Annotated in this window: 10 protein-coding genes; 7 read left to right on the top strand and 3 right to left on the bottom strand. The window is 60.1% G+C overall.

Annotated features, from left to right (window positions below; all coding sequences use genetic code 11):
- Positions 1–2: 2 nt before the first annotated feature.
- The 3 genes from GKIL_RS25125 to GKIL_RS01050 form a co-directional block, all read right to left on the bottom strand.
- Positions 3–1,766 (bottom strand): hypothetical protein, encoded by a 1,764-nt coding sequence (locus tag GKIL_RS25125; RefSeq protein ID WP_023171475.1) that lies wholly within the window; start codon positions 1,764–1,766, stop codon positions 3–5.
- Positions 1,767–2,331: 565 nt separating this feature from the next.
- On the bottom strand, positions 2,332–2,469 hold the full coding sequence (locus GKIL_RS25120; protein WP_023171474.1) for a hypothetical protein: 138 nt from the start codon (positions 2,467–2,469) through the stop codon (positions 2,332–2,334).
- A 44-nt stretch (positions 2,470–2,513) separates the two neighbouring features.
- A complete protein-coding gene (locus GKIL_RS01050; protein WP_023171473.1) occupies positions 2,514–2,822 on the bottom strand; it encodes a hypothetical protein in 309 nt (102 codons plus the stop codon).
- A 156-nt stretch (positions 2,823–2,978) separates the two neighbouring features.
- Here GKIL_RS01050 and GKIL_RS01045 point away from each other — a divergent pair, with 156 nt between their 5' ends.
- From GKIL_RS01045 to GKIL_RS01015, 7 genes are all read left to right on the top strand, one after another.
- Positions 2,979–3,920 carry a hypothetical protein gene (locus tag GKIL_RS01045; protein WP_023171472.1) on the top strand — a complete coding sequence of 314 codons (942 nt, stop codon included), beginning with the start codon at positions 2,979–2,981 and terminating at the stop codon, positions 3,918–3,920.
- Positions 3,921–4,103: 183 nt separating this feature from the next.
- On the top strand, positions 4,104–5,435 hold the full coding sequence (locus tag GKIL_RS01040) for a hypothetical protein (RefSeq protein WP_187293868.1): 1,332 nt from the start codon (positions 4,104–4,106) through the stop codon (positions 5,433–5,435).
- Between the two features lie 7 nt (positions 5,436–5,442).
- Positions 5,443–5,898 (top strand): hypothetical protein, encoded by a 456-nt coding sequence (locus GKIL_RS01035; protein ID WP_023171470.1) that lies wholly within the window; start codon positions 5,443–5,445, stop codon positions 5,896–5,898.
- A 10-nt stretch (positions 5,899–5,908) separates the two neighbouring features.
- Entirely contained in the window at positions 5,909–7,318 is a 1,410-nt protein-coding gene (locus GKIL_RS01030) for a hypothetical protein (RefSeq protein WP_023171469.1), read from the top strand.
- Positions 7,319–7,327: 9 nt separating this feature from the next.
- Complete coding sequence (locus GKIL_RS01025) at positions 7,328–10,615, top strand: hypothetical protein (protein WP_041243640.1); 3,288 nt, start codon at positions 7,328–7,330, stop codon at positions 10,613–10,615.
- Positions 10,612–11,481, top strand: a complete 870-nt coding sequence (locus GKIL_RS01020) for a hypothetical protein (RefSeq protein ID WP_023171467.1) — start codon at positions 10,612–10,614, stop codon at positions 11,479–11,481. The genes GKIL_RS01025 and GKIL_RS01020 overlap by 4 nt, the downstream gene beginning before the upstream one ends.
- A complete protein-coding gene (locus tag GKIL_RS01015) occupies positions 11,478–13,124 on the top strand; it encodes a ligand-binding sensor domain-containing protein (protein ID WP_023171466.1) in 1,647 nt (548 codons plus the stop codon). Before GKIL_RS01020 ends, GKIL_RS01015 begins: the two co-directional genes overlap by 4 nt.
- Positions 13,125–13,181: the final 57 nt, after the last annotated feature.

Genomic DNA, 13,181 nt, shown 5'->3' with positions numbered 1-13,181 from the left:
GATTACTCCCAGTCGTCCGGATCGTAGTTGTGGGGTTTGAGCTTCTCCCGCAGAATCTGCCTCGACTTGCCCATCTTGTCGAGATCCGGTGTGCCTGCACCTTCGGCCTCGTCGCTTCCTTCGAGATCCGCCTGCCGCCGGGCGCGCTGGTCCCGCACAGCTTTATCACGGATCTGATCGAGCTGGTCGTCGGGCGGCTTTCTTGTTCCATCCGGGTTGCGCCTGCTGCCCTTGGTGCCGACATCCGGCTTTTCTGGTTCTTCTTTGGGCGTGCTGCCGTCGCCTTCGCCGCCGGGATTCTCCGGGCCATCACCAGGACCATCGCCGCCAGATCCTTCCGGCCCTTCACCGCCGGAACGGCCTGACTCCCCACCGCCGGGCTCACCCGGCTCGCCACCCCCGCCACCACCGGGGCCATCGCCTCCCGGTCCACCGGGACCTTTGCCCCCGGAGCCGCCGCCCCCTGCTGCCGCCTGGGCAGTCTCTTCCGCTGCTTCACTCCCTTCGGCTGCCTGGGCTGCTCCGGCAGAAGAACCCGTTCCTTCGGTGGCCTTCGACGCCTGGGCCGCATCTTCCACCCCTTCGGCGGTTCTGGCAGCCGTCGCTGCCGCTTCACCCCCCTCCACCGTCCTGGCAGCGGTTGCCGCCGCCTCCACGCCTTCGGCGGTTCTACCAGCCGTCGCTGCCGCCTCCGCCGCCTCACCGGCTCCGACCGCCAACCTTCCGGCGTCCACTGCGCCTTCTGCCGCTGCGCCGCCACCGGCACTGAGGACGATGCCGCCGATGTCGAAGACCGCCCGGCCCGCCGCCTCGGCGTACTTGCCCTGGTCGATTTCCTGGGCGTAGGGATCGAGGATCTTCCCGCCCACCTGCCCCCAGAAGGACAGATCGTCTTGCAGGGACTGAATCGGGTTAGCGGCCTCCGTCACCGCCCCCAGCACATCCTCACCGTCGATCGCTGCAGCGATACCGGCATGGGCCGTCCGCAACAGATCGCCAGTGCCTGGAATATGTTCGGCCATCGCCTCCAGACCCTGGGCCGTCTGAAGCGGATGCTCGACCATGTTGACGACACCGCCGACGAAGGTACCGGCACCTTTGAGGATGCCCCCGTCGAACTGGGCAATCTGCTCCACTCCGTCCGCAGCCGTCTCAGCGATATCCCCCAGCACAGGAATGTCCGAAACCACGTCCGCCGCACCGTGGGCCAGATCGGAGATCGCACTCTCGCCCGAATCGACCAGCCGATCCCACCAGCTACCTTCCTCGTGAGGTTCGCTTTCGGAGGCAGAATCCGCCTCGTAGGCAGTTGTCTCCTCACTGCTCACGGTGTCGAACGTATCGCCCGATTCACTGCTTTGCGATGCGCTCGGCTCAGACCAACTTGTTCGCTCGCTTTGTCCGTATACATCCTGGCCGGGATCGTCTTCTTGCTCATAACAGACATCCGCTGAGTACCCATCTGCCTGGTATGGCTCCTCGTAACCGGCATCTGATTCACTTGCCGCTACACTTTCTCCTTCCCAGAAGCCAGTCGGATCCGCCTCACTGTCGCCGTCCCAATCTTGCGCAGTCTGTTCGTACCCGTACCCGGCGGCATAACCTTCTTCGCAACAGGTTTCGTCTTCGTACTCCTGAGCTGATGGTTCTATTTGCGAATCCGCTTCAGATTCACCAGCGGTCGCACTCGCTTTTGCCTGCCAATCGCTGGCCGATTCCTCCTCATCCAGGTTGCTCCAGCTTTGCTGTTCTTCTTCGTCTTCCACGTCAATTTCCTTTCCAAGTGTGGGGGTATCCTTTCGGGCTTGACTCTCAATGGAGTCAGCGCCTGAAAGATCATGGATTTGAGCGTCGAAACTTATGCAAAACAGGTGGGACCGGGCTGGGACAATCTCTTCAGCGCTGGCTGCAGTTCCAGACAAAGCTGTTCGCGGTTGCTTCAGCGATCAACCCGGCTGCTGTTAATTTCGCCGCGACCATGTAGGCTTCGCTGCCACCTGCTTAAGCCCATAAAAATAATTGCTTTCTCGAACCTTTGCGAAGAGCTAAGTAGCCGAAGGCCATTAAACGTCAGCTCCAAGCAGCCCTACGTCCCTTGCAGCAAAAGAAAAACAAGACGAGGCTGCAACTGACTCCACCCATCCCGCCTGCCACTGCTCCTGCCAGACTCCGTGATTGTCCTCGCTTATCCCCCCTGCAGCCCAGTGACAGTGAACCCCCCCTCTTCTCCTCTGCCCGGCGGGGCAGGGGAGGAGAGCGGGGGGCAGGGGGGGTGTGGAGGGGTGGGGACGGTTTTAGAAGTACTCAAAACTCCAGCCCAAAACCTGCTGCTTATTGAGCTTCGTCCACATACTTGCCCTGCCCCAGGTGCTGGCGCAAAAAATTGATGGCCGCACGCACCTTGCCGGGTAGATAGGCCCGGCTCGGGTAGAGCAGCGCACTTGCCCAGGGAGTGGGCGAGCAAAACATCACAGGTGTGATTGACCTGTACCGCTGATTATAAAGACCAGCTGTCACATATATTGCCGAAATTCCTGCTCGACCGTGGGCAGATCGATCGGTTCCGCTACCAGTTCCTGCAGCTGTTGCACACTCGCCTGCAGAGCATTCAGGCGCTCCTGCAACTGTTGGCGAATCGCCTCCGGGCCGGCAGCAAGGCAGTCGCGGCACAGCTCACCGCAGACTTTGCCCCGGTCGTTGTAGATAATCGCCAGAAGATGCTGCCTGCCGCGCAGGCGCAGGGGGTGAACCCGACCGCTGCAGACGGTGCAGCGCACAGGAACGTTACCGACGTAGACACTGGGTTCGAGGACAACTTTCACCGTGCGCCTTGATCGCGAAGATAGAGAACCGGACCTGCAAAAAATCCGTGGTCTACGCCCTGACGAACAGACAACCATCAGGGTTATCGTAACGGCTGGTAGTCTCTGTATTTCTCCAATTATCAGAGCAAGCCGCAGGCAGGAAGTCAAGGCGCGATGGGAAGATGGCTGCTGGTGCTGTTGTGGATTGTGGCGCTCGTCCAGCCTGGCCAGGCACAGATTGCGGCTCCGATCGCGCCTGACTACGCGCCGTCGCGCCCGGCTGCCACTCGCCGCACGGCCCTCCCCATTACAACCCGCCGCACCCCCAGACGGGCGTCTTCGCCTCGACCTGGCGCTGCTCAAGCTGGCGATCCAAAGTATGCGCTGGTCAAACAGTTTCTCCTGCAGCTCGATCAAGGCCGCTGGGCGGCGGGACTGCTCAGTGCCGAATTTCGAGACGAAATCGAGAACGAATTTGTCGCAGGCCGCAGCGCTCCCATCGCTCCCGGCGGCCTGGGAAAACTGCTCAACGGGCGCTATTTGCCGGGCGAGGATTTTAATTATGCTGTCGAGACTCGCCCTGCCAGCAGCACCCTCCCCCGCATCCTGCGCCTGCGCCTGATTCCCGTACTCAACCAGTGGCAGATCGACGGCTTCGATTCGGCAAGTATGCACCAGTCGGATCGGCGTTCCTACCGCACCGATACGGGCCTGCCCACCAGCAGCGACCGTTTGTTCAACACCGTCCGCCTGCTGAAGCTGCCGCCCCTCAGCACCGACGCGCTGCAAGCTGCCCGCAAACGCATCGTCGAGTTGTACCAGATGCTCGATGATCCAGACCGGGATACTGCCCGGCTGCAATTGTGGTTCGGCCCCAGAATGCGCGCCCGGCTGCATAGCGATGCCGACTTTGATCGACTGCTCAAAGTCGGCAACCTTGGGACGCTGCGGGTGGTGCCGGGGGAGATCGGCGGAGCGATGGTGCGCATCGAACTGCGCGACGGGCAGGGGGAGCTTTTTCGGGGGGCTGCTTTTTTGACTGTGACCGGGCAGGAGATGCTCATCGATGCGCTGGATTATTTTGACCCTAAACTGCTGGACAGCTCTTTGCCATAAAATTGCATGTTTCTCGTCTCCAAAGCTCTGCTTGAAGACTTCCGGCAGGCTTGAAAGCGAGATGGCACACCTGCCAGAGCGGCGACGAGATACATATTTTTGTTAATCCTTTCTAAAATTCTGTCAGCGATGCAGCGGCGAAAGTTATACCTGGACTACTTTGCTGCGCTCGCACCTGTCCACTTGAAAATTCCAATTGTGCCGCTTGCCCTGCTTACTCTGCTTGCCGCCTGCTCCAGCCCGCCGCCGCCCCCAGCCCCCTGTGCCCAGGGCTTAATCGGCGGCAGTGCCTGTCAGGCTTTAGCCAGTTTTCAAAGGGCAGAAGCCTCCCAGAATCTGCAGGCCCGTTTATTTGTGGATGGCACCGATTCGATGCGCGGCTTTGTGAATGCCACCGGGGCCACTACCCGCTATCAGCAGTTGCTGCGCGCCCTCGAAGACGGCCTGCAGCAGTTTCCCCAGGTCCAAAGACAGAGCTTTAAGTTCGGAACCAGTGTTGCGGCGGTTCCCTCCGAGCGGCGATTGAACGTCCTGGCCGGGAAAAACCAGGATTTTTATAAAGGTGTTGGTCTATACACTGAGCTTGAGCAGGTGCTCAACGACCGCTACCTGCCGTCCAGATCAGGTCAACTGGGGGTGATCGTTACGGACTTGTTCCAGCGCGACACCGACGTCACGAGCCTGATTCGTCTTTTGAAGAACCGCTATCTCCAAAAAGGCTGGGTCGTGGGCATCGTCGGCGTCGAAAGTGCCTTCGACGGGGTGGTCTTCGATCTCGACACCGAGCAAGCCAAAAAGTCCATTCGTGCCAACCGGCCCGTCTACGCCCTGGTACTCGGGAGCTACGTCGATGTGGCCCACTACTTCGATGGGATCAACCAGGCCGACAGCAACCTTCAAAAGCAGGCCCAGTTTTTGATCTTTACGGCCCGGCCCTTTCGCTCGCGAGTCAATTTTTTTAGCGAAGCACCGGCGGTGGAAGCTGGCGACGGCGGTCTCATCGACATGGGATTGCTCGAAGACGAGCGCACCTACTGGTTTCGGCTGCAGGGAGAACCACCAACTGCCACCTTCAAAGCCTGTGGGCAGGTGGAACCGCTGCCTTACGCGCTGGCAGCCGAGGTGGGAGGCGACTGGCGCGCTCAGGTTCTCGCCGTGCCCACCGGTACCAAACCGAGGCCACTACCGGCGGAAGTGGTCCAGGTGCGCACCGATGCGGGCAGCTGTGAGACCGCTGCGAAGGACAACCCACCCAGCCGGCCCCTCGGAGTGGCGGTGCAGGTTGAGACAAAAGCTTTAAATTCTGAGCAGAGCGCTGACTATTTTTTTGCCCTTGCTGCCCATCCAGAACTGAACACTTTTCCGCGCTGGTGGGATAGCTGGAACACCGACGATGCCGTCAACGAACCCAGCCGCACCCTCCATCTCAAACAATTTCTGCGCAGTCTGGCGGCGGTGGCGCTCAACGAAAATGCCGGCAGCGATCTCTCAATGTACTTTTACATCCGGAGGTAAAGGGCAGGTGAACAAGGTTTCGGGCTTGATCTGGATCATCGGCGGTGCGGCTGTGGCCGTGTTTCTCACCGCCCTGCTCTGGCCGTCGCTTCTCGAATCGTCCGCCTGGATCCGACCTTCGGGCCGCGTTACTCTCGCAGGCTGGCTGAAGGATTTTCGCACCTGGGGGCTGGTCGGAGTGTTCGTGGGTTCCAGCCTCGCCCTGTTCTGGTATCTGATGGGCGAGTTTGTCTGGAAGATTGTCACCGGCGGCATCGTCGCCCTCTGGTACATCCTGGCGCTGCTGGCTCTCGCGGCTGGGATCGTGCCTGCGGTATTTTTGTTGCCCGCCGCGCAAAATCAGTGGGGCGCTTATGGGTTGTACTTTCTGAATTTTTTGCTGGTCTATTATGCACCCACACTGTTTGGTCCACCGGCAACTCTGGCCTGCATACCGCCGGGCTGGCAACTGATGCGCAAGTAAGGAGGGCGATTTGAGCTATTACATTGTCGGTATCGGCGGCACAGGAGCCAAGTGCGTCGAAGCGCTCATCCATCTGGCGGCAGCCATTCCCCTCGATCAGCCGCTCAATGTTTTGCTGGTCGATCCGGACACGGCCAACGGCAGTCTTGAGCGCACGCTGCAAACCCTCGAAGCGTACCTGGCCGCCGCCGCGCCGCTTAAATCCAGCACTGCCCAGTTGTTGCAGACCCAGATTCGCCCTGCCACCCCCCGCGTCTGGTCGCCCTTCAGTAGCGAGCAGCGGCCTGTCTTGCGCGACCTGTTTCAGTATGAATACCTGAGCCAGCAGCATCCGGCAGCGGCCCGGTTGATGGATGTGCTCTACAGTGAGCAAGAAAAGACCGCTCCCCTCGATCAGGGGTTTTTGGGCCGGCCTTCGATCGGCGTAGCGGTGCTGGCGGATGCGGTCGATCTATTAGGCGAGCCGCCCTGGCGCGAGTTTTTTGGCGAGCGGCTGCGCAACGACAACCAGGCGCGGATCTTTCTGGTCGGATCGATCTTTGGTGGCACTGGGGCGGCTGGGTTGCCGACCCTGGCGCGGCTACTGGCGGATGCTCTGGCGGACCGGCGGCGGCAGTACCGCCTCGGCTGCGGGCTGCTTTTGCCGTACTTTTCTTTTCCGCCGGGCGAAGATCCGACGCGATTGCAGGCGCGGGCGGACGAATTTTTGCTGCGCTCCCAGGCTGCCCTCAACTACTACCAGGCGCGACTGGGCGATACGACTCAACCTGTCTACGATGCGCTCTACCTGCTGGGCAGCGACGATCAGCCGTCGGTGGGCTTCAACCGATTAGGCTCCAAAGAGCAGCGCAATCCTCCCCACTTTTTAGAGCTGTACGCGGCAGCGGCAGCCCTGCACTTTTTTAGTAATGCAGCAGAAGCGAATGGCCAGACGTATATAACCGCCCGTGCTCCCGGTACCGGCCTGTCGTGGAACAGCATCCCGGACGGTGAGCAGTTGCGCGCAAAACTTGCCAACCTGTTGCGCTTTGCTTATGCCTATTCGAGCTACTTTTATCCAAAGCTCGAGCGGCAGATCTTAGGCAACGGAGAGTTGCGCTGGACGCGCTGGTACAGCAAAGAATTTTTTGCCAGGGGCCTTTCTCAAGAAGACGAACGGACAGCGAAGCTGGTGCGCTCCTACTGCGATCTCCTGCTGGTCTGGCTGAGGGATCTGCAGAAGCTCGAAGGCGGCCTGCGCATCGACCTGCTCAACACCGGCAACTTTACGGTCTATCCGGGTCTCAATGCCCCCAACCCGACCCTCGACAGCCTCTCAGGTGCCCTCGATCAGCGCAACCGCCCGCGACCGGGCAGCGATTCGCTTAGCGGTCTTAGCCGCTTTTTGCACGCTCTGTACTACGAATGCCGTCCCAGCTAGCAAAAAGAAATGACGATGCAAGCCAACAACACCACTCCTGGGGACGCGGTTCCCCTGCTACCGGAACTGGACAGCGCCACCGGCAGAGTACCGGCGGTGCCTCCGGCCCAATGGTCAGCCACCACCGACGGTCTGCTGGGCCAGGTGGCCACCAGCATCAAGGTACCTGGCCTTCTTACCGGTGAGCATTCGATCGACTCGATTCCGGATCTGTGGGCCAGGCCACTGCTGTTTGAGCTGGCGTTGCTGGATAGCAGACACCCGCTGCACAAACAGGTCCAGGGCGAGTGGCGGGGGCTTTTGGCCCTGCTTGCTCTGCGGGAAGTGCGCGGCCTCGATTTTAAGGCCGAGGCGCTCGAACTGCCGGCGAGTGCGGCCAACCTGGGCCGGGCACCGGCGTTCGTGCAGGCGGCCACCCGCCTGCTTCCGCGCAGACAGCTCTCAGAAGATACCCCCTGGACGAACCTGTATATCTTTACTTACAGGGGCAGGGCAGTGGGCATCACCTCGCCGACTACCCTCGTCTGCACTGCCGCCGATTGCCGGGGCCGCTTCGACAGTCGGGTCAGTTGGGCCACCGAAGCAGGGCTGCAAGATCCGGTGCCCTTTTTGACCGCCACCGAGAAAGCGGCCCTGGCCCACTGGCTGGTGATTTTGGTGACCAACTTGAACGCCCACCCGGCGATCAGTGGTCGAGAGGCCGGGGATTTGCTCAATCGGCTGGGCGGTCAACTTTCAAAATTTGCCGAAAGCCTGAATTCGCCGCCGGTCAACCACGAGTTCAGCAATCGTTTTCTGGGCCTGAACACAGGATTTTATACCTATCTTGATAAACCCTTGCGGGCGCGGGAGGTGAGCCTGGAGGAGTCCGCCGCCCGACTGGTGACCACTCCGGGCCTCAAAGCGCCGATTGGCCTGCTCATCGTCGATCCGACCATCGCCGAGTACTGGCGCGTCAAACCCAGCGAAGTTCCCCTCTTTGGCCGTGAAACTTTAGCGAGCATCGACTTTGCTGCCCTGCAGGAGGTGCGCCGGGGCGACAAAGACAAACTGCGCCAGTTGGGCCAGGAGGTGCTGCGCAACGCTGAGTGGCGCACCGCAGCGATGCTCTTTAGCGAACGGCTGTTACTGATTAGCTCAAACCAGCCATTTCGAGGCGTCCGCGAAGTCGAGGGGCAGCGCAACCTCACCTACGAGCAGCGTCCGGTCATCCCGATTCTGCCTATCGCGAGCGAACTGCTCGATTATCTGAGCGCTCCTGAACTGGAGAAGCGCCTCAGTTTCTTTCCAGAAAAAAACAACGCGATCACCGTCGAGTTGCGCCTGCCGCTGGCCGGTCCCGATGGGCAGGCGCGAGATTTTCCGGTGCGCCATACCTACGACGCCAACTCGATCGACCGCCGCTCCAACTTTCCGGTGCTGGAGATCTGGCCCCACTTTCGCTCGGAACACTGGCATCTGTACTACACTTACTACGACGCAGCCCTGCGCCGCCCCCAGGACATCTTTGTTGCCCGGCCCCGTATTGCCGGTGTGCCGCTGGATCTAGAAGCAAACTGCCGCAGTTTCCAGCGCGGCGAGAGCGACCGTCGGGAGGTGACGCGCCTGGAGGCACCGCCCACCGCTTTTGTCTGCAGCGCCTATTTGCCGGAGCGGCGCGAGGAACTGGAAGTAGGCTGCCTGCTGCTGCAGGAGCTGGAATTTAAAGAATCGAACGGCAGCATCTGGTCGCTGGGCGTCGATTTTGGCACCTCCGCCACCCACGTCTACGTTCAAGCCGCCCCCGGCGATGAACCGAGTCCACTTCCCTGGTCGGACCAGCTTCTCCAGATCACTCCTATCGGTGACTCGGAGCGCGATCGACTCACGAATTTTTTCTTGCCGCCGTTCTTGCCGGAGCGGCCCTTCCCGACCCTGTTTCGGCCCGACAGCGGAGCTTCGCAGAACTGGCCCTTCTGGCAGGGCAACATTCGCTACGTCAAGCCGGCACTGGCCATGCTCAACGATCTCAAGCGCAACGGCATTGCTTCCGGCTTCAAATGGTCAGAAGATCAGGCATTGATCGGTGGCTTTCTCATCCAGCTTGCCGCTCAGAGCGCGGCCTACGCCGTTGAGCGGGGAGCCTCGGCTATCCGCTGGTCTATCTCTTATCCGAGTGCGTTCTCCAGCTTCTCAGAAGCCTCCTTGAGGAATATCTGGGAGGAGATAACGGAGCGGTTGAACGTGCCTGTTGCCGACCTGCGCTACCAGACCGAGAGCGAGGCAGCCGCACGCTACTTTCAACACGGAGAGCGCGTTTCACTGGTGCGCACCGTTTGCATCGATATCGGCGGTGGGACTTCCGATATCTCGATCTGGAACAATAGTGTGCTTCTGCAGCAATCTTCGATCAAGTTCGCTGGAGAAAGCATCTTTCTTGATCTACTGCGCCATTACCCGGCGACATTAGGTGCTTTTGGTTCCGAGTGGACGCAGCAACTTTCCAATGTCAACAAAGATCGCAGTTTCTATGCCGAGGCAGTCTCCCTCTTCCGCGCCTCACAGCGGGAGGATCTGTTTAAGAAGCTACCGATCTTGCTTGCGTCCTCGCGCCCTGGCGAACCGCTGTATCAATTTATTCATCTGCTTGCTTTGGGACTGTCAGGGCTGGTTTTTTACGCAGGATTGTTATTGAGACGCCTGCGACAGGAAGAAAAATGGACGAGCGACGAGTTGCCCTATCTTTGCGTAGGTGGCAATGGGGCGCGGATCTTCAACTGGTTGAGTTTGGGAAGAGCTTTTAACAAAAACACAAAGCAGACCGAACTTTTTACCAGTGTGCTGCGCACAGCAGCTGAGATTGGCGGCCAGGGCAGGCTGGATCTGCGCATCAGCTCCCAGCCCAAGGCGGAAGTGGCCTACGGGCTATTAAAGTCCGAGCGCCCCCTCAAAAAAGAAGAGGAGGCGATTATCGAACTGGCGGGTGAAGATAGCATCGATGGCTCCGGCACCATCGTCGGTTGGAGCAGCAATCTCAAGCCCGAAGTTCTCGCTGCCGGCTTGAGCGTTCCCGAGGACTTTACCCATCTGCGCAGCTTTGTCGCGGCCTATAACGCCTATGCAGCCACCAAAGAAAGCCTGGCAAGCCCGGTGAATTTCAACGAGGTTGCCCAGTCGATTCGCGACATTGTGCAGGACGAACTGAACGAATACAAGGAGCAAGACCCTCACTCGATCGTCGTCAAACCGCTGTTTATCACGGCATTGAAGGCACTGTTAAAAGTCGAAGCGGAGCGCTGGCTGGGAGGAGGAAGATGATTAAACCCAGCAACGGCAAAGTCCTCGTTGTCGCCGGGAGCCTGCTACTGATGAGCGCTGCCATCCAGGCAGTGCTTGCCAAACCAACAGCCCCCGAGACGGCCCTCAGCCGCGCTCCAGACTGGCTCATCTACATCGCGTTTGGGGTGGAAGCGCTCCTGGGCATTGCTCTGGTCGTCGCCCTCGTACGCCTGGAGGCGCTCAAACGCTCCAGCGAGCGGCTCAACAAGCAGGGTGAAAGGCTAGCTGCCCAGGGGCAACAGGCTCTAGGCGTCACCAAAAGGCAGGAGCTGGACATCGACGGGCTCAATCAGCAGCTCCGGACACTCCAGCAGGGTTTGCAGCAGGTGCAGGCCCAGGTAGAAAGCCTGCGCAATTCTCCAACCCAGACAAGTTACCCACCACCGACGGCCCTGCCTCCCCAGCGCCCCTCCAGCAGCTTTGCGCCTCCCGCTTTTGTGAGCCGCCAGGATAGCGCGCCGATCAAACCCGCCACCCGCGAACGGGTGGGATTTTATAATCGAACTCTCGCACTAGGAAATAATACCGTCATCAAAGAAGAAATACAAAAGCGCTGGCCTTCGCTCATCGAGATGTCCCTGGATATCGAAGTGTACCGGGTTCGCGAACAGGTTTTTCTTTATGCAAATACGAATGGTATTTTCTATGCCGTTCCAGAAGAGGGGCTGTACGAGATTTATCTTGATCCCAGCTTCTCGGTCGAAACTGAGATGGTGGAGGCAGCCTTTGAGATCGAAGGGAGTGGTTCCTACATTACGAGTCTGGTCCGGCCAGCGCTGTTTGTCAGCGATGGAGCGGGGGGACGGTTGAAGATCCACCAGAAAGGGAAGCTCGTAGCAACATGATCAAAAACCTGCAGTGCCTGCTCGAAGACCACACAGGCCAGATCTGGTGCGGGACAGACAACGGGCTTTTTTACTGGCAAGACTCGGCATTCGTGCGCGAAGACGATTTTCCCGCCGATAACATTCACTGCCTGCTTGCCAGCGAACAATCCACCAAACCCTTGTGCGGGACAAGCATCGGTCTTTTGCAATGGAACAATGGTAGCTGGCAGGCGGTAGAAAAGCTGGCGGGCCAGGATGTGCGCTGCCTGCTCCAGCAAAGGGACGATCTCTGGTGCGGCACCAATCGCGGTCTGGTACGAGGCACGGCAGGCGCGTGGCGCACAATCGAGGCAACCATCGATCTGCCGATAAACGCTCTGCGGCAGGAGCCGGGTCAGGAACTGTTGCTCTGGTGCGGCAGCGAGGCGGGGCTGGCCAGCTTCGACGGTCATCGCTACGAAAGTATTTATCTTGATATCAACGTTACCTGCCTGCTCCTGGATTCTGAGGACGATCTCTGGTGCGGTACCAGCGGTGGTCTGCTGCGCCGGCCCAGCAGCGGTGGCCACTGGGAAAAAACGGCGATCAAAGAGCGCATTCAGGCTCTCCTGGCTGACCGGGCGGGTGACGTGCTTTGCGGAACCGAGGCCGGTTTATATCGCTCCAAGGGCGCGAGCTGGCAGAAGCTGGAGGAGCCGGAACTGGCAGAGGGCGTGCAGTGTCTGCTCGAAGACCGCACAGGCCAGATCTGGTGCGGCAGAATCAAAGGCTATACCCGTCTGCAAGCGCGGCTCCCCCAGGCACCGGCTCCGACGATCGAGGCGGCCCCTGCACCGGCAGCCACTCCAACTGTCCCCGCATCCTCGACGCCCACCCCTGCCAAAGAACTCGTACCTGGCCCGACACCGGCAGCCAGACAAAAGACGGTCATCAGCAAAACCAGCAGCAGCAATACGTCCGAGCGCAGCTCAGTACTGCCCCCAAACGCTCCGGAAATGTCTGTCCCAGCAACGCGCCCACTGCCCTGGTACGCGCGCAGGACGCACTGGCAGCTCGCGCTGCCGACCGCCGACACATTGAACTGGCTTGTGACGGCAGTAGCGCTGGTAGTGGTGGTGACGGTAGCCTGGTGGCCGCAGCAGCCCCTTTCCCAAAGCCTGCCAGCCTTGCAGCAGCAGGCTCTATCCTCCAGGCGGCCCGCCCGGCCCCCGGCCAATCGCCTGAGCACCGCTCAGGCTATCGACAGGACGATCGAGACATTTTATCGAACCATCAACCGCGAAGGCCATCTGGACGAGGCCGTGAGCACCGCGAGGCTGCGCGACAATATCGGCAACCGTTCAGAAATTCTTCTTTACCAGGGCAACTTCGAGCGCATCGAGCCAGGACGGATCATCCGCCCAGCGGCGGCTGGAAGGCGAGAAGTGCATCTGCAGCTGCGGCTACACAACCGCACCTCCCTGGAGGCGGTGCTCGATGTCGTTGCGGTGGCAGCAGGCTGGCAGGTGGACCGGGTGCGCTACCTCACTCAAAGATCCTGGCAATGCCTGGGGGGCCGCCGGGCCACCTACGTGTTCTCCGATACGGATATTTTTCGCGGGGGATGGCCTGTGGCGCGCCTCTCCAATCCCTGTGTCTCCCCGCGCCCAATCAAATATTGAGATCATGTCGCGGTATGCAGGCACATTTTGCCGTTCGACCGCACCATCGTCTAAAGT

Source organism: Gloeobacter kilaueensis JS1 (assembly GCF_000484535.1).
GTDB lineage: Bacteria > Cyanobacteriota > Cyanobacteriia > Gloeobacterales > Gloeobacteraceae > Gloeobacter > Gloeobacter kilaueensis.
Note: the sequence above shows the minus strand (reverse complement) of the source record. Positions and strands in the feature narration are given on the sequence as shown.

What these genes read in the sequence shown, in the direction of transcription:
- GKIL_RS01025 (WP_041243640.1), top strand. Translation starts at nt 7,328, where the DNA reads ATGACGATGCAAGCCAACAACACCACTCCTGGGGACGCGGTTCCCCTG.
- GKIL_RS01045 (WP_023171472.1), top strand. Translation starts at nt 2,979, where the DNA reads ATGGGAAGATGGCTGCTGGTGCTGTTGTGGATTGTGGCGCTCGTCCAG.
- GKIL_RS01015 (WP_023171466.1), top strand. Translation starts at nt 11,478, where the DNA reads ATGATCAAAAACCTGCAGTGCCTGCTCGAAGACCACACAGGCCAGATC.
- GKIL_RS25120 (WP_023171474.1), bottom strand. Translation starts at nt 2,469, where the DNA reads ATGTTTTGCTCGCCCACTCCCTGGGCAAGTGCGCTGCTCTACCCGAGC.
- GKIL_RS01020 (WP_023171467.1), top strand. Translation starts at nt 10,612, where the DNA reads ATGATTAAACCCAGCAACGGCAAAGTCCTCGTTGTCGCCGGGAGCCTG.